Source organism: Cellulomonas sp. H30R-01 (assembly GCF_010119915.1).
Classification (GTDB): Bacteria; Actinomycetota; Actinomycetes; order Actinomycetales; family Cellulomonadaceae; genus Cellulomonas; species Cellulomonas algicola.
On the sequence record NZ_CP048210.1, the window covers coordinates 176,187 to 200,435 of the forward strand.

Annotated in this window: 13 protein-coding genes; 9 read left to right on the forward strand and 4 right to left on the reverse strand. The window is 74.1% G+C overall.

Annotation, left to right across the window (positions count from 1 at the left end):
* The first annotated feature begins 72 nt into the window (after positions 1-72).
* From GXP71_RS00800 to GXP71_RS00830, 7 genes are all read left to right on the forward strand, one after another.
* Positions 73-1,320, forward strand: coding sequence for a DUF1972 domain-containing protein (locus GXP71_RS00800; RefSeq protein WP_162351098.1), 1,248 nt, complete (start codon positions 73-75; stop codon positions 1,318-1,320).
* Entirely contained in the window at positions 1,317-2,117 is an 801-nt protein-coding gene (locus tag GXP71_RS00805; RefSeq protein ID WP_162351099.1) for a CDP-alcohol phosphatidyltransferase family protein, read from the forward strand. Before GXP71_RS00800 ends, GXP71_RS00805 begins: the two co-directional genes overlap by 4 nt.
* Positions 2,114-2,794, forward strand: coding sequence for a hypothetical protein (locus tag GXP71_RS00810; protein WP_162351100.1), 681 nt, complete (start codon positions 2,114-2,116; stop codon positions 2,792-2,794). Before GXP71_RS00805 ends, GXP71_RS00810 begins: the two co-directional genes overlap by 4 nt.
* 210 nt (positions 2,795-3,004) lie before the next feature.
* A complete protein-coding gene (locus tag GXP71_RS00815) occupies positions 3,005-6,535 on the forward strand; it encodes a PKD domain-containing protein (RefSeq protein ID WP_162351101.1) in 3,531 nt (1,176 codons plus the stop codon).
* A 270-nt stretch (positions 6,536-6,805) separates the two neighbouring features.
* On the forward strand, positions 6,806-11,515 hold the full coding sequence (locus GXP71_RS00820; RefSeq protein WP_162351102.1) for a PKD domain-containing protein: 4,710 nt from the start codon (positions 6,806-6,808) through the stop codon (positions 11,513-11,515).
* Between the two features lie 38 nt (positions 11,516-11,553).
* Positions 11,554-12,591, forward strand: a complete 1,038-nt coding sequence (locus GXP71_RS00825) for a glycosyltransferase family 2 protein (protein ID WP_238402538.1) — start codon at positions 11,554-11,556, stop codon at positions 12,589-12,591.
* Positions 12,588-13,958 carry a flippase gene (locus GXP71_RS00830; RefSeq protein ID WP_162351103.1) on the forward strand — a complete coding sequence of 457 codons (1,371 nt, stop codon included), beginning with the start codon at positions 12,588-12,590 and terminating at the stop codon, positions 13,956-13,958. Before GXP71_RS00825 ends, GXP71_RS00830 begins: the two co-directional genes overlap by 4 nt.
* A 55-nt stretch (positions 13,959-14,013) precedes the next feature.
* Here the strand turns inward: GXP71_RS00830 and GXP71_RS00835 are convergent, their stop codons facing one another.
* The 4 genes from GXP71_RS00835 to GXP71_RS00850 form a co-directional block, all read right to left on the reverse strand.
* On the reverse strand, positions 14,014-15,057 hold the full coding sequence (locus GXP71_RS00835; RefSeq protein ID WP_162351104.1) for a glycosyltransferase family 4 protein: 1,044 nt from the start codon (positions 15,055-15,057) through the stop codon (positions 14,014-14,016).
* 172 nt (positions 15,058-15,229) lie between these two features.
* Positions 15,230-16,279, reverse strand: coding sequence for a glycosyltransferase (locus GXP71_RS00840; protein WP_162351105.1), 1,050 nt, complete (start codon positions 16,277-16,279; stop codon positions 15,230-15,232).
* On the reverse strand, positions 16,276-17,499 hold the full coding sequence (locus GXP71_RS00845; RefSeq protein WP_162351106.1) for an O-antigen ligase family protein: 1,224 nt from the start codon (positions 17,497-17,499) through the stop codon (positions 16,276-16,278). Before GXP71_RS00845 ends, GXP71_RS00840 begins: the two co-directional genes overlap by 4 nt.
* Positions 17,500-17,676: 177 nt before the next feature.
* Positions 17,677-19,470, reverse strand: coding sequence for a polysaccharide biosynthesis tyrosine autokinase (locus GXP71_RS00850; RefSeq protein WP_162351107.1), 1,794 nt, complete (start codon positions 19,468-19,470; stop codon positions 17,677-17,679).
* A gap of 408 nt (positions 19,471-19,878) precedes the next feature.
* Between GXP71_RS00850 and GXP71_RS00855 the strand changes: the two genes are divergently transcribed.
* Positions 19,879-20,331 (forward strand): adenylyltransferase/cytidyltransferase family protein, encoded by a 453-nt coding sequence (locus tag GXP71_RS00855; protein ID WP_162351108.1) that lies wholly within the window; start codon positions 19,879-19,881, stop codon positions 20,329-20,331.
* Positions 20,332-20,569: 238 nt separating this feature from the next.
* Positions 20,570-24,247 carry a transcription-repair coupling factor gene (mfd, locus tag GXP71_RS00860; protein ID WP_162351109.1) on the forward strand — a complete coding sequence of 1,226 codons (3,678 nt, stop codon included), beginning with the start codon at positions 20,570-20,572 and terminating at the stop codon, positions 24,245-24,247.
* The last annotated feature ends 2 nt before the right edge of the window (positions 24,248-24,249 follow it).

Consider the following 24,249-nt stretch of genomic DNA (forward strand, 5'->3'; position numbering starts at 1 on the left):
GCGGCGAGGGATGCTCGACGTCCCCCCACGGACCGGGCCCACTCCCGCGTGCGGGACGACGGAAGGACCCACATGACGCGCTCGCAGGACGGGCCGCTGCGCATCGCGCTCATCGGCACGCGCGGCGTCCCGGCACGCTACGGCGGCTTCGAGACCGCGGTCGACGAGGTCGGCGGCCGGCTCGCCGCGCGAGGGCACGACGTGCTGGTCTACTGCCGAACGCCCGAGCCCGCGGACCGCGTCCCCACGTACCGCGGCATGCGCCTCGTGCACCTGCCCGCGCTGCGCCGTCGCTCGCTCGAGACGCTCAGCCACACCGCGCTGTCGGTCGGGCACCAGGTGGCGCACCGGCACGACGCGGCCGTCGTCTTCAACGCCGCGAACGCCGTCTTCCTGCCCGCGCTCCGCGCCGCGCGCATCCCCGTCGCGACGCACGTCGACGGCCTCGAGTGGCGCCGGGCGAAGTGGGGCGGCGCGGGCCGTCGCTACTACCGGGCCGCCGAGGCGCTCGCCGTCCGCTGGTCCGACGCGCTCATCGCCGACGCCGCGGGCATCGCGGACTACTACACGGCCGAGTTCGGCGCGCGCACCGAGCAGATCGCGTACGGCGCGCCGCTCCTCGACGGCCTCGGCACCGACAAGCTCGCCGACGCCGGGCTCGAGCCCCGCGGCTACCACCTCGTGGTGGCGCGGTTCGAGCCGGAGAACCACGTCGAGCTCGTCGTCGAGGGCTACCGCCGCTCGGGCGCCCGGCTCCCGCTGGTCGTCGTCGGGTCCGCGCCGTACGCCGACGAGTACACGCGCCGCGTGCACGCCGCGGCCGACGACCGCGTGCGCTTCCTCGGGGGCGTCTGGGACCAGGACCTGCTCGACCAGCTCTACGCGCACGCGCTCACCTACCTGCACGGGCACAGCGTCGGCGGCACCAACCCGTCGCTGCTGCGCGCGATCGGCGCGGGCGCCCCGACGGTCGCCTACGACGTCTCGTTCAACCGCGAGGTGCTGGGGGACGCGGGCCGCTGGTTCGCGACGCCCGACGACGTCGCGCGGCTCGTCGAGAACGCGGAGGCCGACCCGGCCGGTGCGCTCGTGCGCGGCGCGGCAGCCCGCCGACGGGCCGAGGACTACGACTGGGACGACGTCGCCGACGGGTACGAGCGGCTGTGCCGCCGGCTCGCCGCGGGTGAATTCCGCGGGCGGCGCCGGCCGTCGGGCCGCCGGCGCCCCGCGTCCGACGCGACGGCGGTACCGTCGCCTGACCCCGCACCCGTGCGCGTCCCCACCGACGCCGTCCCGGCCCGTCCGGACGGTGCCGCATGACGACCACGCCGCTGCACCAGGAGGAGCCGGTGACCACCTCGGTCTCGGAGTCGTTCAGCGAGACGCTCGGTCGTCTCGGCTCCGTCCAGAAGGGCGCCCGCGGGGCGCCCGCCTACTCGCGGTTCGTCAACCGCCGGGCGGGCCGCGTGCTGGCCGCGTGGGCCTACCGCGCGGGGCTCACGCCCAACCAGGTCACGGCGATCAGCGCGGTCTGGACGTTCGCCGCGATCGGCGTCCTCGCCCTCGCGCCCGTCGCGTGGTGGACCGGCGTGCTCGTGGCCGTCCTGCTGCTGGTCGGGTACGCGTTCGACTCGGCCGACGGGCAGGTCGCGCGGCTGCGTGGCGGCGGCAGCATCGCGGGGGAGTGGCTCGACCACATCATCGACGCGGTCAAGGTGTCGAGCCTGCACCTGGCGCTGCTGGTCGGCCTGTACCGCGCCGACGCCGTGCCGGACGCGTGGCTGCTCGTGCCGCTCGCGTACTCGGCGGTGTGGTCGGTGCTGTTCTTCGCGATGATCCTCAACGACCAGCTCCGCCGGCAGGCGGGCGTGACGATGCGGGCGACCGCGGGCGGCGAGCGGCCGTCGGTGCTGCGCTCGCTGGTCGTCGCGCCGACGGACTACGGCGTGCTGTGCCTGTCCTTCCTGCTGTACGGGTGGACCACGGGTTTCGGCGTCGTGTACGCGCTGCTCGCGCTCGCGACCGCCGGGTACCTCGCGCTCGCGCTGCGCTCCTGGTTCGCGGAGATGCGCACGCTGCGCCGTCCCGTCGGCGACGCCCGGGGTGGTGAGGCGTGAGCGAGGCACCGGCGCGCCGGCCCGTGCCGCGCTGGGCGGTCGTCGCCGTCGCGGTCCTCGTCGTGCTCGTGACGGGCGGGGTCGTCTGGGCCGCCGTCGCGCAGTCGGGGAGCGCGGAGGCCGGGCCCACGTCGTCCGCGACGCCGTCCCGCTCCACGGCCCGAGCGACCAGCGCACCCGCGACGCCCGTCGAGACGCCGACCGCACCCGCACCCGGTGAGCCGGGCGGCGGCGCGACCGACGACGCCGACCCCGCGGCCCCGTTCACACCGGTCACCGAGCCCGCCGTCGCCCTCGACCAGCCCGCGGCGTTCGCGTCGGGGGTCACCGCCGAGCTGACGAAGGTCGAGTCGGTGGCCGGCGAGGCGCAGGGCCCGGGTGAGGTGGCCGGGCCGGCGGTCCGGGTGACCGTCCGCCTGACCAACGGCACCGCTGCGGCGGTCCCGCTCACCCAGGCCGTCGTCAACGTCTACGCGGGGCAGGACCTGGCTCCCGGCGAGCCCCTCAGCGGGCCGGGCGGCAGGCCGTTCACGGGTTCCGTCCCGCCGGGGGCGACGGCGACCGGCGTCTACGTCTTCAACGTGCCGGCCGACCAGCGCGACCGCCTCCAGGTGACCGTGAGCTACGACCCGACCGTCACGACGGTCCTCTTCGAGGGCGCCGGCCCGAGCGCCTGAGCACCCGACGCACGCCCGGCCCGAGCCGCACCCGGCGCGGGCCGGGCGACGTGCGTCTGCGCAGGTCATCGCGTCCCTCCCGCTCGGACGGGTGTCCGAGTATCACCCGTCGTGACCGGTGTTTTCACCCGTCCTGTCCTGTTTTGCGCGGTTTCGCGCTCGTAGGATCGTGCGCGTTCGCCCACTGTCCGAGCGCCCCGGGGTGTCGTCATGTCTCTGCGTCCAGTCACCGACCGTCGTCCGGTCGCTCGTGCGTGGGCCCTTCTCACCGCTGCGGCGACGGTCGCCGTCGGGCTGGTCGTCGGCGCCGCGCCGGCGCAGGCCGACACCGCCCCGCCGCCCGGGCTGCCCCCGACGGTCGCCGCCGACGCGCTCCCCACGGTGCAGATCAACGGCGTCGTGTGGCAGCAGACGATGGTCGGCAACCAGGTGTACGCGGGCGGTGACTTCCAGAACGCGCGCCCGGCCGGCGCGGCGGCGGGAGTCAACACGGTCACGCGCACCAACCTCCTGCGCTTCGACGTGACGACCGGCGTGCTCGACGGCGGGTGGGCGCCCAACCCGAACGCGCAGGTCCGCGCGGTCGTGAAGTCGCCCGACGGGTCCCGCATCTACGTCGGCGGCAACTTCACCAGCATCGCCGGCGTCACGCGCTACCGGATCGCCGCTTTCGACGCCGCGACCGGCGCCCTGGTCTCGACGTTCAACGCGGGCACCAACGGCCAGGTCCGGGCGCTCGCCGCGACCAACACGACCGTGTACGCGGGCGGCATCTTCACGCAGGCCGGCAGCGCGACGCGGACGCGGCTCGCCGCGTTCAACGCCGCCAACGGTGCGCTGCTGCCGTGGAACCCGACCGTCGACGACGGCTCGGTGAGCGCCCTGACCGTCTCGCCCGACGGCGCGACCGTGATCGTCGGCGGCAACTTCACGTCGTTCAACGGCAGCACCGCGGCCCCGGACGGGCTCGCGCGCGTCGACGCGGTGACCGGCGCCCCGCTGTCGTTCCCGGCGACGTCGCAGATCCGCAACAGCGGCACCGCGGGGTCGATCACGGGCCTCACGGGCGACGCGGACAACATGTACGGCACCGGCTACACGTTCGGGCGCTCGGGCGGCACGCTCGAGGGCGTCTTCGCCGCGGACTGGGAGACCGGCTCGATCCGCTGGATCGCCGACTGCCACGGCGACTCGTACGCCGTGCACGCGCAGGGTCCCGTGATCTACGCCGCGAGCCACCACCACTACTGCGGCAACGTCGGCGGCACACCGCAGAACGACGAGTGGCTGTTCTACCGCGCCGACGCGTACACCAAGCAGCCGATGCGCAAGCTCGGCCGCGAGCACCTCGGCTACACCAACTTCGAGGGCACCGACGCGCCCGAGATGCTGAACTTCTACCCCGACCTGGACACCGGCACCTACACCGGCCAGAACCAGGGCCCGTGGGCCGTCACCGGCGACGACCGGTACATCGTGTACGGCGGTGAGTTCCTCAACGTGAACTTCCGCCGCCAGCAGGGTCTCGTGCGGTTCGCGGTGCCGAGCATCGCCCCGAACGACCAGGGTCCGCGGTTCACGGGCGCCGACTTCACGCCGTCGGCCCGCGGGATCGGGACGGGCGCGGTGCGCGTCTCGTGGACCGCGAACGCGGACTTCGACAACGAGGGCCTCACCTACCGCGTGCTGCGCAACGGGCAGCCCGTGTCCAACGAGGTCAAGCCGTCGACCATCTGGAAGCGGCCGACGCAGGGGTACACCGACACCGGGCTGACGCCCGGGCAGTCGTACACGTACGCGGTGCGGGTCTCCGACCCGTACGGCAACACCGTCACGAGCCCGTCGGTCCAGGTCGTCGCCGACGGCACCGGACCGGTGAGCCCGTACGCCCAGACCGTCATGACGGACGGCGCGTCGCACTACTGGCGCCTGGGCGAGGCGAGCGGCACGACCGCGCTCGACGCGGCCGGCACGGACGACGCCACGACGGGCACCGCCCTGACCCGTGGCACGACGGGCGCGATCGCGGGTGACGCCACGACGGCGACGACGTTCGCGGGCACGACGAACAGCCGCGTCGTCGCGCCGCAGCGCGAGCAGGACATGAACGAGCTGTCCGTCGAGGCGTGGATCCGCACCACGTCGAACCAGGGCGGCTGGGTGGTCGGCTTCGGCAACTCGACGAGCCTGACCGGCACGAGCGGCACGCGCGACCGCCAGCTCTACGTCGACTCGGCGGGCCGCGTGCAGTTCGGCGCGAGCCCCGGGCAGAACCGCACGGTGCGGTCGCCGCAGGCGGTCAACAACGGCCAGTGGCACCACGTCGTCGGCACGATGGACGGCCACGGCATGGCGCTCTACGTGGACGGCGCGCTTGTCGCGTCGCGCGCCGACAACCCGTCGGGCCGCAACTTCACCGGCTTCTGGCGGATCGGCGGCGACAGCCTCAGCGGCTGGCCGAACGCACCGACGTCGAACAACTTCAACGGCGCGATCGACGAGGTCGCGGTCTACCCGTTCGCGCTCGCGCCGGGGACGGTCGCGGCGCACCACACGCTCGGCGTGACGGGCGAGGCGCCCGAGCAGCCCCCCGTGGCCGCGTTCACGCCGACCGCGAACGGCCTGACGGTGAACGTCGACGGCTCGGCGTCCGCCGACCCGGACGGCACGATCGCGTCGTACGCCTGGAGCTTCGGCGACGGCGGCACCGGCACGGGCGCGACCGCGTCGCACACCTACGCGACCGGCGGCACGCACACGGTGACGCTGACCGTGACGGACGACGACGGCCACACCGCGCAGGTGTCGCACGACGTGACGGTGACCGCGCCGCCGCCGAACCAGCCGCCGGTCGCCGCGTTCACGACGGCGACGACCGGGCTCTCGGTGCAGGTCGACTCGGCCGGCTCGTCCGACCCCGACGGCACGATCGCGCAGCGCGCCTGGGACTTCGGCGACGGCGGGACGGCGACCGGTACGACGGCGTCGCACGCCTACGCGACCGACGGCACGTACACGGTCACGCTGACGGTCACCGACGACGACGGCGCGACCGCGCAGACGACGCACGACGTCACCGTGACGACCCCGCCGGCCGACGCGCCGTTCGCCGCGGACGCGTTCGCGCGGACCGTCGCGGGCGGCTGGGGCACGGCCGACACGGGTGGTGCGTGGACGGTCGCGGGCGGCGCGGCGAACTTCTCGGTCGCGTCGGGCGTGGGCGCCATGCGCGTCACGGGTGCCGGGTTCCGGCTGTCGTCGTTCCTGCCGGTCTCGTCGACCAGCGCCGACGTCCGGGTGGACGTGGCGCTCGACGCCGCGCCGACGGGCAGCGGGACGGACCTCGAGGTCGCGGGCCGCACGGTCGGCACGACCGACGGGTACCGCGCCCGGCTCAAGATGCTGAGCACGGGCGTCGTGCGCGCGTCGCTCATCGGGGTGTCCGCGGGGACGACCGCGACCGTGGCGCAGGTCAACGTCCCGGGCGTCACCTACACGGCCGGGCAGACCCTGTCGGTGCGCCTGCAGGTCGAGGGCACGGGCACGACCACCCTGCGGCTCAAGGTGTGGCCCGCGGGCTCGCCCGAGCCCGCCACGTGGACCCTCACCGGCACCAGCACGACGGCGGCGCTCCAGGTGGGCGGCGGTGTGGGCCTGTCGGTCTACACCTCGTCGACCACGACGACGCTGCCGCTGACCGCCCGGTGGAGCCAGCTGACGGCGCGTCCCGTCACCGCCTGACCGGCGCCCAGCACCGGCACATCGACGGCCTCGCCGTCCCGCGCACCCGCGGGAGGCGGGGCCGTCGGGCGTCCCGGGAGAGCACGGCAAAGGCTTCCCCTGGGCGGCCCCCCGCGCCGCGCCACCCGCACCGGCGAAACGATTCGTCCGAATCACCCGGTTGCGCGTCCAGTTCACCCGGTTCCACCCCCTTCGGGGCGGTTTCCGCTGCTTACGATCCTCGTGCGCGGCTCGCCCTGCCGCGCGCCCCCGTCGCCCCCGAGGTGCCCCATGACCCGCTTCCGCGGACTCGTCGCCCGATCCTCCGCGCTCGTCGCAGCCGCCGCACTGACGTTCGCCGGCGCGACGCTCGCGACGCCGGCCGCCGCCGACACCGCCCCGCTCGAGGGGACGCCGCTGACGGTCGCCGCCGACTCGCTGCCCACCGTGCAGATCGACGGCGTCGTCTGGCAGCAGGGGATCGCGGGGTCGCGGGTCTTCGTCGGCGGCGACTTCGCGAACGCGCGTCCGGCGGGGTCGGCGGCCGGCACCAACCTGGTGCCGCGCGCGAACCTCCTCGCGTACGACCTGGCGACCGGTGTGCTCGACGCCGGGTGGGCGCCGAACCCCAACGCGCAGGTGCGGACGGTCGCCGTGTCGCCCGACGGGACGCGCGTGTACGCGGGGGGCAGCTTCACGAGCATCGCGGGGCAGGCGCGGTACCGGATCGCGGCGTTCGACGCGGCGACGGGCGCGCTCGTGTCGACGTTCAACCCGGGCGTCGACTCCCAGGTCCGCACGATCGTCGCGACGAACACGACCGTGTACGTCGGCGGCTCGTTCACCAACGCCAACGGGTCGCCGCGCAACAAGGTCGCCGCGTTCAACGCGGCCGACGGCGCGCTCCTGCCGTGGGCGCCCAGCGCGGACGACGGCTCGGTGAGCGCGCTCGTCGTGTCGCCGGACCAGACGCAGGTCATGGTCGGCGGGAACTTCTCGACGTTCAACGGCAGCGGCAACCCGGGGTACGGCCTCGCGCGCGTCGACGCCGTCACGGGTGCGACGCTGCCCCTCGCGATCAACGGGCTCATCCGCAACGGCTCGACGCAGGCGTCCATCACGAGCCTGACGACCGACGCGACCAGCTTCTACGTCACGGGCTACGTCTTCGGCAGCACCGGCAACCTCGAGGGCACCGCGCGCGGTGACTGGGCCACGGGCGAGCTGGTCTGGGTCGAGGACTGCCACGGCGACACGTACGCGGCCTGGCCCGGCCCGGGCGACGCGGTGTACGTCGCGGGGCACCCGCACTACTGCGGCAACATCGGCGGTTTCCCGCAGACCGAGCCGTGGACCTTCTACCGTGCGCTCGCGTTCAGCAAGGCCGTGACGGGCGTCGCGACCGCCGACCCGTACGGCTACTACAACTACGCCGGCAAGCCCACGCCGACGCTGCTCAACTGGTACCCGGACATCAACTCGGGCTCGTACACGGGTCAGGGCCAGGGGCCGTGGACGGTCACGGGCAACGACCAGTACCTCCTGTACGCCGGCGAGTTCACGATCGTCAACAACAAGGGTCAGCAGGGCCTCGCGCGGTTCGCGCGCACGGACACCGCGCCCAACAAGCAGGGGCCGCGCCTGGCGTCGGCCACGTGGCCGCTGTCGGCGGCGTCGTTCCAGTCCGGCACGGTGCGCCTGAGCTGGCCCGCGAACTACGACCGCGACAACGAGAACCTCACGTACACGGTGTCGCGCAACGGTCAGGTGATCCACACCGTCACCGCGGCGTCGGTCGTGTGGAAGCGCCCGCAGATGGGCTTCATGGACACCGGGCTCGCCCCCGGCACGACCTACACGTACCGCGTCAAGGCGGTCGACCCGTTCGGCAACTCGGCGATCACCGACCAGGTCCAGGTGACGGTGTCCGACGACTCCTCGATCAGCCCGTACGCGCAGCAGGTCCGCACCGACGGCGCCACGTCGCTGTGGCGGCTCGGCGAGCCCAGCGGCACCACCGCGTTCGACTGGGTGGGCTGGTCCGACCTCACGCTCGGGTCCACGGTGACGCGCGGCGCGACCGGCGCGATCGCCGACGACCCGAACGCCGCGTCGACGTTCGACGGCACCGCGAGCTCCACGGGCGCCACCAGCACGCCGATCCAGGGGCCGGACTCGTTCGCGGTCGAGGCGTGGGTCAAGACCACGACGACGCGCGGCGGCAAGATCGTCGGCTTCTCCAACCTGCAGACGGGCTCGTCGGGCAGCTACGACCGGCACGTCTACATGGAGAACTCCGGGAAGATCACGTTCGGCGTCTACCCGGGCTCGGTCCGGACGCTCACGAGCTCCGCGGCCTACAACGACGGCCAGTGGCACCACGTCGTGGCGTCGATGGGCACCGAGGGCATGAAGCTCTACGTGGACGGGCGTCGCGTCGGGCAGCGGGCCGACACGACCACCGGGCAGGCGTACGCCGGCTACTGGCGGATCGGTGGCGACAACCTCGGCGGGTGGCCGAACCAGCCGACGAGCAGCTACCTCGCGGGCAGCATCGACGACGTCGCCGTCTACCCGGCGCCGCTCACGGTCGCGCAGGTCGAGCACCACTACACGCTCTCGGGCCGTACCGTCGCCAAGCCGCCGGCGCCCGCCGACGCCTACGGCAAGGCGGTCTACGACGCCGGCCCCGAGCTCTACTGGCGGCTCGGTGAGGGCTCGGGCACGACCGCGGCGGACTCCGGCCCGTACGGCACGCCGGGCGTGTACCGCGGCACGTTCCTGCGCAGCCAGTCCGGCGCGCTGTCGGGCGTGAGCAACACCGCGATCCGGTCGCTCGGCTCGAGCAACACGCTCGTCGCGAGCACGCAGCAGGTCTCGAACCCGACCGTCTACTCGCAGGAGCTGTGGTTCAAGACGTCGACGAACAACGGCGGCAAGCTCATCGGCTTCGGCGACACCAACACCGGGGTGTCGGGCAGCTACGACCGGCACGTCTACATGGAGACGAACGGGCGCCTGACGTTCGGCACCTGGACGGGCGTGGCCAACACCATCACCACGGCCGCGTCGTACAACAACAACCAGTGGCACCACCTGGTCGCCACGCAGGGCGCCGACGGCATGAAGCTGTACGTCGACGGCGCGCTGCAGGGCACGAACCCGCAGACGGGCGCGCAGGCGTACAACGGCTACTGGCGGATCTTCGGCGACACGACGTGGGGCCCGCAGGCGTGGTTCGCGGGCACGATCGACGAGGTCGCGGTCTACTCCTCGGTGCTCGACGCGCAGACGGTGACCAACCACTACGCGCTCGGCAAGACGGGCCAGCTGCCGAACCAGCCGCCCGTGGGCGCCTTCACGTCGACGCCGACCGACCTCGCCGTGGCGTTCGACGCCACCGGGTCGACGGACTCCGACGGCACCGTCGCGGGCTACGCCTGGACGTTCGGCGACGGCGCGACCGGCACAGGCGCGACCCCGTCGCACACCTACGCGGCGGGCGGCACGTACACGGTCACGCTGACGGTCACGGACGACAAGGGTGCGACCGCGCAGGTCGTCCACGACGTCACCGTGGTCGCGCCGAACCAGCCGCCGACGGCCGGGTTCACGGCGGCGCCGACGGACCTCACGGTCGCGTTCGACGCCGGGACGTCGTCCGACCCGGACGGCACGATCACGCAGCACGCGTGGACGTTCGGCGACGGCGCGACGGGCGACGGACCCGCCCCGACGCACACGTACGCGGCGGGCGGCGACTACCAGGTGACGCTCACCGTCACGGACGACCGCGGGGGCAGCGCGCAGACGGTCCGGACGGTCACGGTCGTGGCGCCGAACCAGGCGCCCGTCGCGGCGTTCACCGCGACGCCCACGGACCTCACGGTCGCGGTCGACGGCTCCGCGTCGGCCGACGCCGACGGCACCCTGACCGCGCACGCGTGGGACTTCGGCGACGGCGCGACGGGCACGGGCGCGACGGCGTCCCACACGTACGCCGCGGCCGGGACGTACACGGTCACGCTGACCGTGACGGACGACCGGGGCGACACCGGCACGACGACCCGCGAGGTCACCGTGGCGGCGCCGGTGCCGAACCAGGGCCCGGTCGCGGCCTTCACGGCGACGCCGACGCACCTCGCGGTCGCTGTCGACGCGTCGGCCTCGACCGACGCGGACGGCCAGATCACGTCGTACGCGTGGCAGTTCGGCGACGGCGCGACCGCGACCGGCGCGACGGCGAACCACACGTACGCGGCCGACGGCACGTACACGATCACGCTCACGACGACGGACGACGACGGCGACACCGGCACCACGACCCGCGAGGTCACCGTGGCCGCGCCGCCCGCGGACGCCCCGTTCGCGCTCGACCCGTTCGCGCGGTCGGTCACGGGCGGCTGGGGCTCGGCCGACACCGGTGGCGCGTGGACGGTCCAGGGCGGTGCGGCGAACTTCTCGGTCGCGAGCGGGACGGGCGCGATGCGCGTCACCGGCGCCGGGTTCCGCCTGTCGTCCTTCCTGCCGGTCTCGTCGACCAGCACCGACCTCACGGCGAAGGTCGCGCTCGACGTCATGCCGACGGGTTCGGGCACGGACCTCGAGCTCGCGGGTCGCACCGCGGGCACGACGGACGGCTACCGCCTGCGCCTGAAGATGCTGTCGACGGGCGTGGTCCGGGCGTCGATCGTCGGGATCTCCGCCGGCACGACGGTCACCGTGGCCCAGGTGAACGTCCCGGGGATCACGTACACGGCCGGGCAGACCCTGCAGGCACGCTTCCAGGTGACCGGGACGGGCACGACGACGCTGCGCGCGAAGGTGTGGGCCTCGGGCTCGCCGGAGCCGACCGCGTGGACGCTGTCGGGCACGAGCACCACGGCCGCGCTGCAGGCCGCGGGCGGGATCGGCCTGTCGGTGTACACGTCGTCGACCACGACGACGCTGCCGCTCACCGCTCGGTGGAGCGAGCTGGTGGCGCGCCCGGTCGTGCCATGATCGCCGCTCAGGGGGAGCGACGTCCGGCAGGGGGACTGATGGAGGACGGCTCGAAGACGGTGGCGGCGCACGACGCGGCGGCGGCCGGTCACGGCGACCCGCGCACGGTCGTCGGGGTGCTGACGTACAAGCGCCCCGACGACCTGCGGGCGGCCCTGCCGATGCTCGTGGCGCAGGCTGCGCTGCTCGACCCGCCCGCGGAGGTGCTGGTGGTCGACAACGACCCCGACGGCGGCGCGCGCGGGGTCGTGGAGGACGCGGCGGCGCGGTCCGCGGCCGGCGGCGGTCCCGTCGTCCGGTACGCGCACGAGCCGCAGCCGGGCATCGCCGCGGCGCGCAACCGCGCGTTCGACGAGTCGGCCGACGCGGACGTGCTCGTGTTCATCGACGACGACGAGCGGCCCGTCCCGACGTGGCTGCGCCTGCTGGTCGACACGTACCTGGTCGACCGCCCGGAGGGCGTCGTCGGGCCCGTGGTCTCGGAGTTCGAGCAGCAGCCCGACGCGTGGGTCGCGGCGGGTCGGTTCTTCGACCGCCGACGCCTGCCGACGGGCACGACGACCGACGTGGCCGCCACGAACAACCTGCTGCTCGACCTCGCCCGCGTGCGGGCGCTCGGCCTGCGGTTCGACGAGCGGTTCGGGCTGTCCGGCGGCTCCGACCAGCTCCTCACGCGGCAGCTCGCGAAGGCAGGCGGGCGGATGGTGTGGTGCGACGAGGCCGTCGTGGTCGACGTCGTCCCGCCCGACCGCGTGACGCGACGCTGGGTGCTCGCGCGCGCGTTCCGCAACGGCAACACGTGGGGCCGCACGTCCGTCGTGCTGGCCGACGGCCCGCTGGACCGCGCGCTCGTGCGGGCGCGCGTGACGGGTCAGGGGGCGGTCCGGGCCGCTGGGGGCGCGGCCCGCTGGGCGCTCGGCACCGTCACCCGCTCGCACGTCCACCAGGCGAAGGGCCGTCGCACGTTTGCACGCGGGACGGGCATGATCGCGGGGGCGTACGGCACGGTGTACGTCGAGTACGCGCGCGACGGGCGGCGTACGGTGCGCGCCGGGAAGGTGCCGGGCGCGTCGTGACCCGCAGGACCGGGGAGACCGGGGGGCCGGCGGTGGAGGACCGCACGAAGGCGAAGGGCGGCACCGCCCGCAGCATGACGATCACGCTGGTCGGGAACCTGTTCCCGCCCGTGGTCGCGCTCGCGAGCGGCCCGATCCTCGCGCAGTCGCTGGGCGTCGACGGACGCGGTGCGGTCGCCGCCGCGACGGCGCCGCTCGGGCTCGCGATCGCGCTCATGACCTTCGGCGTGCCGGAGGCCGTGTCGTACGCGGTCGCGCGGCACCCGCGGCTCGTCCGGGTCGCGGCGCGCAACGGTGCGGCCATCGTCGTGCTCGCGGGCCTGCTCGCGACCGGGGCCGTGTTCGCGGCGCGCGAGTGGCTGTCGGGCGGCGACCTCGAGATCCAGAAGCTCATGGCGGTCGCGTCCCTCGCGGTGCTGCCGACGCTCCTGCTGGGTGTCCTGCGCGGCATCGCGTCCGGCCTGCAGCGCTGGTCGATGGTCGCGTGGGAGAAGGTGCTCGCGTCCGCCCTGCGGCTCGCCGTGCTCGTCCCGTTGTGGCTCACCGGTCATCTGACGCCGTTCACCGCGACCGTCGTGCTCGCCGTCATGCCCGTGATGGGTGCGCTCGCCTACCTCACGCTGCCGCGGCGCCTGCCGCCCGCCGAGCCCGACACCGAGGGCCTCGCCTCGACGCGCGCGCTCACCGGGTACGGTCTGCGGCTCTGGATCGGCACGATCTCCGGGATCCTGCTGTCCCGCGTCGACCAGACGATCATGACCCCGCTGAGCAGCGCCTACGAGCTCGGCCTCTACGTCGTCGCGGTCAACGTGAGCGAGCTCCCGCTGGTGATCCACCGGGCCGTGCGCGACGTGACGTTCGTGACGGACGCGAGCCGCAGCGAGGACGCGCGCCTCGCCGCCGCCGCCCGCATCTCGACGCTCATCTGCACGGTCGTCGCGCTCGTGCTCGGCGGCACCATGATCTGGTGGCTCCCGCTGCTGTTCGGCGAGGAGTTCGCGCCCGCGGTGCCCCTCGCCTGGCTGCTGCTGGTCGCCGTCGTCATCAGCACGCCCGGGTCCATCGCCGGCGCCGGCCTGTCCGCGCGCGGACGGCCGGGCCTGCGCAGCATCGCGCTCGTCATCGCGTGCGTGCTCAACATCGGCCTGCTGGTCCTGCTCGTCCCGACGTACGGGGCGATGGGCGCCGCGTGGGCGACGCTGCTCGGCTACGTCGTCTCGTCGGGCCTGAACCAGTGGTTCCTCAAGCGGTTGTTCGGCGTCTCGATGCTGTCGTTCTACGGCGTCCGCCGGACCGACCTGACGATCCTGCGCGGCTACGCGGGCTCGCTCGTCGGCGGCGTCACCCGCCGCCTCCGCCGCCGCTGACGCGCCCCGCCGGAGTCCCGCCCGGCCGCTGACGCGCTCGCGCCCCCGACGACCGTCAGACGAGCCCGACCGCGCGGGCCATGCCGTCGACGAGGTGCGCGGACGTGAAGCGGTCCTCGACGGCCTGCCGCGCGCGCTGACCGAGCGCGACCGCCGCGTCGGGGTCGTCGAGCAGCCCGAGCACCCGGTCCGCGAGGTCCGTCGGCTCCTGCGGCTCCACCAGCAGCGCCGTCTCACCGTCGCGGTGGTAGTCCTCGTGGCCGGGCGTCGCGGTGAGCACGACGGGACGCGCGGTCGCCATCGACTCGAGGCTCACGGTGAGCCCGGACATGTGCAGGTTGGGGCGGGTCGCGATCGCGACGACGCTCGCGCGCGCGTACAGGTCGCGCAGCTCGGTGTGCGACAGGCGCGGCACCTTCGTGACCCCGGGGGGCGCGGGCACGTCGGAGGCGTTCTGCACGACGATCTCGACGTCGGGCCGCGTCTCGTGCACGCGCGAGAGCGCGGCGAACAGCGTGGTGGGGTCCCGGTCCCGGTCGCCGCCGACGCTCACGACGAGCGGTGCGGGGGCGGGTGGCTGCGCGGAGAAGAACTCGTGGTCGACGCCGAACGTGAAGAACGACACCGGCGGGCCCGACCGGCCGAGCGCGGCCTCCAGCGGCTCGACCTGGGCGCGGCTGTTGACGAACACGCCGTCCATGCGCCGCAGCACGTCGAGCGCACCGCGCACCCGCTCGGACGACGGGTCGATCTCGAGGGCGTCCGTGAGCCAGATGGTCCCCGCGAACATGCGGGCGTGCGGCGACAGGACGAGCATGCGGCGCGCGAGGTTCTCGTCCCAGGCGATCCCGACGTCGGAACGGCTGCGGTGCGGCACCGCGGAGCGCAGCAGCGCGCGCACGCGGTCGGCGCGCGTCGGCTCGGGCAGGCTCGCGGTCGTCACCGCGGCACCGGTGCGCTCGAGCAGGTCGAGCCCGTACGGCCAGCGGCCGGGCACCTCGCCGCGTGCGTGCCGGTCCTCCCACGACGCGACGTCCCGCTCGGCTCGGAAGACCACCTCGACGGCGGTGCGGGTCGCGGTGACCGGGGTCGCGGTCATCGGGGCTCCTCGGGGTGCGGGACGACGGGACGCGGCGCGCCGACGGCGCGTGCGCGAGCGGGACGCGCCGCGCGTGCGCGGCGCGCGAGGGCGGCGGGGGCGCGGTGCGGCGGACGGCCGGTGCGCCCGAGAGCGGGGCGTCCCGCACAGGCACCAGCGGACACGGGCGGGCTCACGACGCGTCCTGCGTCACGAGCTGCGGCGTGGTGCGCCCGCGGGCGCGCGCGACGGCGTCGTGGAAGACGGCGGCGTGCCCCGCGGCCACGGCCGGCCAGTCGCGTGCCGACAGGTCGGGGCGGTCGCGGCCCAGGTCGAGCGCGGCCGCGCGGCCGAGGCCGGTCCGCAGGTCGGCGGGCGTGACGGACCCGGCGAACGTCGTGACCCAGGCGTCGCCGACCTCGTCGGCGAGCGCGGTCGACGTCGGTCCTTCGGGGACCAGGACGGGCCGGTCGAGCGACAGCGCCAGCAGCGCGGCGCCGGAGTTGTGCAGCCGGCGGTAGGGCAGCACGACGAGCGACGCGGCGGACACCTCGGCCGCGAGCACGTCGTCGTCCACGTACGCGAGCCGCAGGCCGACGCGCGGGTCCGCGGCGGCGAGGGCCTCGACGGTCGCGCGCAGCTCCGCGGTCTCGGGGCTGCCCACGACGCGCAGCTCGAGGTCGTCGCCCGGCGTCGCGCCGAACGCCTCGATGAGCTCCTCGACGCCCTTGTAGGGCCGGACGAGCCCGAAGAACAGCACGCGACCGGGCCGCGCGTCGCCGCGGGGGTAGGTGGCGTACCAGTCGCGGTAGTGCGGGTGCGGCACGGTCACGAGCGGGGTGCCGGGGCGGGCGTCGTCGGGCAGGGGTGTCGTCCCGTTGAGTCGCACGAACACGGTCGTCCGGCGGTCGACGACGCGCAGGAGCCACCGTTCGAGCGCGCTCCCGGACTCGTGCGGCTCGACGTTGTGCAGGGTCCGCACGACGGCCGTGCGGGTCAGCGTGAGGCGCGCGAGCAGGGCGGCGGTGGTCACGAACCGTGCCGCGGTCTTGAGCCGTGACGTCCCGCGGAGCAGCTTCTCGGGCCAGTGCACGTGGAAGACGTCGTAACGCCCGAGGAGCGCGGTGCGCCAGTCGAAGGTCAACGCGTGCACGTCCTCGGGCAGCTCGACGAGCAGCTGCGCGAGGTACGGGTTGGTGGTGCGGCGGGGCCGCGGGAACGACTCGAGCACCGTGACGGTCATGCGCGCCCTTCCGGCAGGGGGTCCGGCACGGCGGCCGGTCGGGTGTCGTCGAGGGTCGCCTCGCCGGCGTCGACGCCGGGTCGGGGGAGCAGCAGCATGCCGAGAGCGAGCACGATGATCGGCATCGAGCTGTAGATGGGGCCGAACGCGAAGTTCCAGAGCATGACGCACGTGAGGTAGATCGCGAGGCCGGACGCGACGCGGCGCGCGGCGGCGCTCGCGATCGACCATACCGAGAGCCCGAGGATCCAGGCACCGAGCGCGACGCCCGGGATGCCGAAGTTCGACCACAGGTCCGCGATCACCGCGTGCAGCTTGATCTCGCTGCCGAACATGTAGTTCTCGACGTACCCGTTGTCGGGGTCGTAGTTGAGGGCCGCCATGCCGGACTTCGCGACGAGGATGTCGTCGAGGTTCGCCTGGACGCCGACGCCGTAGCCCATGGGCCGGGACTCGGCGAGCGCGAGGCTCGCGCCCCACTCGGGCCGGCCGCCCAGCAGGATCGAGCCGGAGGTCTGCACCTGCTCCTGCGACCGCTGCTGCGTCTCGGCGCCGAGGTACCCCTCGAGGATCAGCGTGGTGCCGACCGAGTAGACGCAGGCCGCGATCCCCGCGAACAGCGCGACGGTCGCGAGCGCGCTCGACCGCCGGCCGAGCGTCGTCGGGCGCAGCTGGTAGGCGACGAGGAGAGCGGCGAGCACGAGCGTCGCGAACGCCGACCGGGAGTCGTTGAGCATGCAGACGGCGGCGAGCGCGAGCAGAAGCACGATCTCGACGGGTCGTGGCCGCTTCCGCACGACGAGCCCGAGGGCGAGGACGGTCACCGCGTAGGAGAAGTTGTACTTCCACGGGTTCGCCGGGTTGATGGGCTCGAGCCCGATGCGCAGGACGAGGCCGGCGGCGGCGGACAGCGCGACGGTCCGCAGCGGGAGCACCGTGCGCGCCCACAGCAGCAGGCCGATCGCGCAGAACCCGCCGACGACCAGCAGGAGGTTCGCGCGCAGCACGACGGGGCTGATGGTGTGCGACGCCGACGACACCGCGGTGAGCCACACGCCCGACGCGAGCGCGATCCCGCCGAGCAGCAGCAGCCCGCGCGCACCGACGAAGCGCTTCGGTGCCGACCACCAGACCGGCACGAGCGCGAGCGGCACGACGATCGCTGTCGTGAACGCGTCGACGAGCTGGTAGTCGAGCGCGACCATCGCGACGGCGGCCATCGCGACGTACCGCGTCGATCTCCGGGCGACCGGCAGCGCTGCGGGCAGGCGCGGGTGCGAGCGGGCGTGCGTCGACGCCGTGCCGGCCCGTGCCACGGCGGCGCCCGGGTGCGGGGCGGGAGCGGTGCGCGTGCTCACGCGGCACCGTCCTGCGCGGCGGGGGACGTCACGACGGGCTCACAGCCAGGAGGCGTGCGCGCCGCGCTCCTGCGCCATCGGGCGCGGCGCCGACAGCTCCAGGTCGTCGAGCCCGGTGAGCTCCCGCCCGGGGAGCAGCGCCTCGCCGGAGCGTGCCGCGGGACCCGAGCCGTTCGTCCCGCCGGACGCTGCGCCGACGGCGACGGGTGCCGGCCGGGACGCCGCGGAGGCCGTGGGCGTTGCGGTCCCGGACGTGCCGGTGTCGGCGGGGGCGCCGTCGCGCTCGGGTGCGGCCTCGCCGGGGTGCGTGCTCGGCACCGTCGCACCCGCGGGCGCGGTGGCCCGTCCGGGAGCCGGCGGGACAGGCCCGACCAGGGGCGCTGCGGCGGCCTCTGCCGCCGGCGCCTCGGTCGGCGTCGAGGTCCCGTGACGGCCGGCCCGGCGACGCCCGGCACGCTGCCCGAGGGACCATGCCTTCGCGGTCGACTGCGGCGTCGAGCCGTACGTGTAGACCGCGCCGGACGCCTTCGCGGAGACCTGGTTGAGCAGGAGCCCGAGGACGCGCGCGTCGACCGCGGTGAGCGACGCGAGCGCGTCGGACAGCTGCGGCCGGTGCACGGCCCGGCAGCCGACGACGACGAGCGCGCCGTCGGTGAGCCGCGACAGGACGGCCGCGTCGGTGACGGGCAGCAGCGGCGCGGAGTCGAGCAGGATCACGTCGTAGCTCAGCGCGAGACGCTGCAGCAGCCGTCCCATCGCGGGGGAGTCGAGCAGCTCGCTGGGGTTGGGCGGGATCTGCCCGGCGGGCAGGACGTCGAGCGAGCCCTCGCCCCACGGCTGGATGACGTCCTCGGCCGTCGCCTCGCCGATCAGCACCGTCGTGAGGCCGACCGCACCCTCGATGCCGAGGTAGCGGTGCACCGACGGGCGGCGCAGGTCGGCGTCGATCAGCAGGATGCGCTGGTTGCCCTCGGCCATCGCGATCGCGAGGTTGATCGCGGCGGTCGACTTGCCCTCGGTCGGCAGCGACGACGTCACGACGATCGACCGGCTGGGGCCGGCGATCGTGAGGAACCGCAGGTTGGTGCGCAGCCGCCGGAACGCCTCGGCCTGGTCGCCGAACGGGTCGCGGCGCATGAGCAGCGGGCTCTTGCGGTTCTTGCGGTCCCAGCGCACCGACGACAGGACGGGCGTGTCGGTGACGCGGCGCAGGTCCTTCATGGAGCGGATGCGCGTGTCGAGCAGCGTGCGGGCCAGCGCGATCACGACGCCCGCGACCAGGCCGAGCACCATGCCGGTCGCGGCGTTGAGCTTGGTGTTCGGCGCGAACGCGTACGACGGCGGCGAGGCCTGCCCGACCAGCGTGATCTGCACGTTCGGCTCGCCGTCGGCCGAGTCGCCCTCGAGGTCCTCGACGGCGACCGCGAGCTGCGTGGCGACCGCGTTGGCGATGTCCGCCGAGCGCTCGGGGTTGCCCGACACGACGGAGATCTCGAGCATGGTCGCGTTGAGCAACGCGGACACGTCGACCGACTTCGCGAGCGAGCGACCCGTGGTGTCGAGGCCGAGCTGCTCGATCACGGGGTCGAGCACGTAGGGCTTGGTCGCGAGCTGCGCGTAGTTCTCGATGCGGTTGAGCGCGTAGGTGGACCCCTGGACGAGCTCGCCGGGCGAGCTCGTGCCGGTCGCGGTGACGTAGACGCTGGACGTCGCGCGGTAGCTCGACGGGATGGTCGTCGAGTAGGCGTAGCCGGCCGCGAAGCCGAGCGCCGCGAGCACGCCGATGAGCAGCCAGTGCTTGCGCAGCGCTGCGAGGTACTCCGCAGGCTCCATGCCGATCCCCTCTCGTTCCGGTGCACCCCTGTGCAGGACGTCCACCGGGGATCACCGTCGCCCGAGCTGCCCCCACCCGTGGTCAGTGCTCTTGATTGTCGACGATCCTGCCTCGGAAAGAGCCGTGGCGGTGTGGGCGAAATGTGAAACCTCGTGGGTTTTCGCCCGGTCGGCCCACCGCGACGCCGCAGGTCCACCCGATCGCCGCGCCGCCGGAGCCCGATCGTGGCGCCGAGCCGGACAAGTGGGTGAAAAACGGTTCGTGCGGGTGACGTCGACGGTGCGCTATGTCCGGGTTGGGGCGATTCCCTCTACAGTCGGCTGGTCGGGCTGCGGCAGTGCAGCCGACGACAGGAGGTCCTCGACGGCGCGGGCCCGTGGTCCGTCTCGTCAGCAGGAGGGTGTTGCATGGCACGCATCGTGGGGTACGCGCCCGGCGCGTACGACCTGTTCCACGTAGGACACCTCAACATCCTCCGGCACGCGAAGCGCCGCTGCGACTACCTGATCGCCGGTGTCGTCGCGGACGAGGTGCTCGAGCTCACCAAGGGCCGCCGGCCGATCATCCCGCTCGCGGAGCGCATGGAGATCCTGCGGCACATCTCGTACGTCGACGAGGTCGTCGCCGAGGTCCAGCCCGACAAGGTCGAGACCTGGCGCAACGTCGGCTTCGACGTGATCTTCAAGGGCGACGACTGGCGCGGCACCCCGAAGGGCGACCGGCTGGAGCGCGACTTCGCCGCGGTCGGCGTCGAGGTCATCTACTTCCCGTACACCGTGCACACGTCGAGCACCGCGCTGCGTCGTGCGCTCGCGGCGATCGACGGCCCGGAGGAGCTCGTCGCGTCCGAGGTCGGCTGACCCCGACCGCACGGCCGGCGCCGCCGACCGGCACGGCCGCCTCGGCCCACGTCCGACCGGCACGGCCGCCTCGGCCCACGTCCGACCGGCACGGCCGCCTCGGCCGACCTGTCCCGCGAGCGCTGTCGGCGGGGGCTCGTAGACTCGTGCTGCACCCCGGATCCACGCGGATCCGGGGCGTTCGTGCTGTGCCCGGACCGGGCCACCAGCGCTCCGTCGAGCCCTCCGCGAAGGAACCATGGACCTCACCGGCCTGCTGCCCGCGCTCCTCGACGACCCCGCGCTCGCGGAGGCCGTCTCGCTCGTCCCCGCGCGGGGCGAGCTCGACGTCGTCGGTCCTGCGGGCGTGCGACCGCCGCTGCTCGCCGCGCTCGCGGGCGCGCACGCGACGGCCGGGGCGTCGGGACCGGGCACGAAGGGGCGGCCGCTCGTCGTGGTGACCGCGACGGGCCGGGACGCGGACGAGCTCGCGGCCGCGCTGCGCTGCTACCTGCCCGACGACGCGGTCGCCGTGCTGCCGGCGTGGGAGACGCTGCCGCACGAGCGGCTGTCGCCGCGGTCCGACACGGTCGCACGCCGGCTGGCGGTGTTCCGCCGGCTCGCGCACCCGACCGCGGACGGTCCGACCGGCCCGGTGCGTGTCCTCGTGCTGCCGGTGCGCGCGCTCCTGCAGCCGGTCGTCGACGGGCTCGGCGAGCTCGAGCCCGTCGCGGTGTCCGTCGGCGACCGCGTCGACCTGGACGACCTCACCGAGCGGCTCGTCGGCGCGGCGTACCAGCGCGTCGACATGGTCGAGAAGCGCGGCGAGTTCGCGGTGCGCGGCGGCATCCTCGACGTGTTCCCGCCGACCGACGACCACCCGCTGCGCATCGAGCTGTGGGGCGAGGACGTCGAGGAGATCCGCTGGTTCTCCGTCGCGGACCAGCGCTCGCTCGAGGTCGCGCAGCACGGGCTGTGGGCGCCGCCGTGCCGGGAGATCCTGCTGACGGACGCGGTCCGTGAACGCGCGGCGTCGCTCGCGGAGCGGCTGCCCGGCGCCGTCGACATGCTCGACAAGCTCGCGCAGGGCATCGCGGTCGAGGGTATGGAGTCGCTCGCGCCCGCGCTCGTCGAGCGCATGGTGCCCGTGCTCGACCTCGTGCCGGACGACGCGCTGCTCGTCGTCGCCGACCCGGAGCGCGTGCGGCGTCGTGCGCACGACCTGGTCGCGACGACCGAGGAGTTCCTGGCCGCCGCGTGGACGTCGGCCGCGGCGGGCGCGGCGACGCCGCTCGACCTGTCGGCCGCGTCGTTCGCGTCGTTCGCCGAGGTGCGCGCGCTCTCGGCCGTGCGCGGGCTCGGGTGGTGGACGCTCAGCCCGTTCACGCTGGACGCCGACGCGACGGTGGCGGCGGGTGCGCCCGGCGCGGACGCGGGCGATGCACTCGCCGCAGGCCGGGCGCTGCCGGACGACCTGGCCGCCGACGGGCACACCGTCGTCGTCGCGGCGCGCGACGTCGAGCGGTACCGCGGGGAGGTGGCCCGCGCCGTCGCGGACGTGCGCACGCTGCAGCAGCAGGGCTGGCACCTGGTGCTCGCGACCGAGGGGCACGGGCCCGCGCAGCGCATGGTCGAGCAGCTCAAGGCGTCGGACGTCCCGGCACGGCTCGTGACGTCGGTCGACGACCGGCCCGAGGGCGGGGTCGTCCTCGTCGTGCCCGCACCTGCCGGGCCGGGCTTCGTCGCCGAGCCGCTGCGGCTCGCCGTGTTCTCGGAGGCCGACCTCACGGGCCGGGCGGGCAGCAGCACGCGGGACATGCGGCGCATGCCGAGCCGGCGGCGCAACGTCGTCGACCCGCTCCAGCTGCGGCCCGGGGACTTCGTGGTGCACGAGCAGCACGGCGTGGGGCGGTTCGTCGAGCTCGTGCAGCGGACGATCGGGACCGGCGCGAACGCGGCGACGCGCGAGTACCTCGTCATCGAGTACGCCAGCAGCAAGCGCGGCCAGCCCGGCGACCGGCTGTTCGTCCCGAGCGACCAGCTCGACCAGGTGACGAAGTACGTGGGCGGCGAGGCGCCGACGCTCAACAAGATGGGCGGCGGCGACTGGGCCAAGACGAAGGGCCGCGCGCGCAAGGCGGTCAAGGAGATCGCGGCCGAGCTCATCCGGCTCTACAGCGCGCGCATGGCGACGCCGGGGCACGCGTTCGGCGCGGACACCCCGTGGCAGCGCGAGCTGGAGGACGCGTTCGCGTACGTCGAGACGCCCGACCAGCTCGCGACGATCGACGAGGTCAAGGCGGACATGGAGAAGGCGGTCCCGATGGACCGTCTGGTCTGCGGCGACGTCGGCTACGGCAAGACGGAGATCGCGGTGCGTGCGGCGTTCAAGGCCGTGCAGGACGGCAAGCAGGTCGCGGTCCTCGTGCCGACGACGCTGCTGGTACAGCAGCACCTCGACACGTTCTCCGAGCGGTACTCCGCGTTCCCCGTGACGGTGAAGGCGCTGTCGCGGTTCCAGTCGGACAAGGAGTCGAGGGAGGTCGTCGCGGGCCTCGCCGACGGGTCCGTCGACATCGTCATCGGCACGCACCGGCTCATCACGGGCGAGGTGCGGTTCAAGGACCTCGGGCTCGTCATCATCGACGAGGAGCAGCGGTTCGGCGTCGAGCACAAGGAGACGCTCAAGGCGCTGCGGACCAACGTCGACGTGCTCGCGATGAGCGCGACCCCGATCCCGCGCACGCTCGAGATGGCGGTCACGGGGATCCGGGAGATGTCGACGCTCGCCACCCCGCCCGAGGAGCGGCACCCCGTCCTCACGTTCGTCGGCGCGTACGACGAGAAGCAGATCACCGCCGCGGTCCGGCGCGAGCTGCTGCGCGAGGGCCAGGTGTTCTACGTGCACAACAAGGTCGACTCGATCGAGCGGGCCGCGTCGCGGATCGCCGAGCTCGTGCCGGAGGCTCGCGTCGCCGTGGCGCACGGGAAGATGAACGAGCACCAGCTCGAGCGCGTCATCGTCGACTTCTGGGAGAAGAGGTTCGACGTCCTGGTCTGCACGACGATCGTCGAGACGGGCCTCGACATCTCCAACGCCAACACCCTGATCCTCGAGCGCTCGGACCTGCTCGGCCTGTCGCAGCTCCACCAGCTCCGCGGACGTGTCGGCCGTGGACGTGAGCGCGCGTACGCGTACTTCCTCTACCCGCCGGAGAAGCCGCTCACCGAGACCGCGCACGACCGGCTGCAGACGATCGCCGCGAACACGGACCTCGGCGCGGGCATGGCGGTCGCGATGAAGGACCTCGAGATCCGCGGCGCGGGCAACCTGCTGGGCGGCGAGCAGTCCGGGCACATCGAGGGCGTCGGCTTCGACCTGTACATCCGCATGGTGGGCGAGGCCGTGGCGTCGTTCCGCGGCGACCAGCCGGAGGAGCTGCCCGACGTCACGATCGAGCTGCCGGTCGACGCGCACATCCCGCACGACTACATCGCGCACGAGCGCCTGCGTCTCGAGGCCTACAAGAAGATCGCGGCAGCCGCCGACGCCACCGCGCTCGGCGAGGTGCGGGCCGAGCTCGCCGACCGGTACGGCGCGGTCCCCGCGGCCGTGGACAACCTGTTCGAGGTCGCCGAGTTCCGCCAGAAGGTGCGGGCCGCCGGGCTCACCGACGTCACGGCGCAGGGCAAGTTCGTGCGGTTCGCGCCGATCGAGCTGCCCGAGTCCGCGCAGCTGCGGCTCAAGCGGCTGTACCCGGGGTCGATCCTCAAGCCCGCGACGCGCACGGTGCTCGTGCCGTTCCCGACGACCGCGCGCATCGGCGGGCGGCCTCTGCACGGGCGCGAGCTGCTCGCGTGGGCGCGCCAGCTGGTCGACGCGGTCGTGCTCGGCGACGTCGCGGCGGCGGCGAGCGTGGGGACGGGCGGCCGCTGACG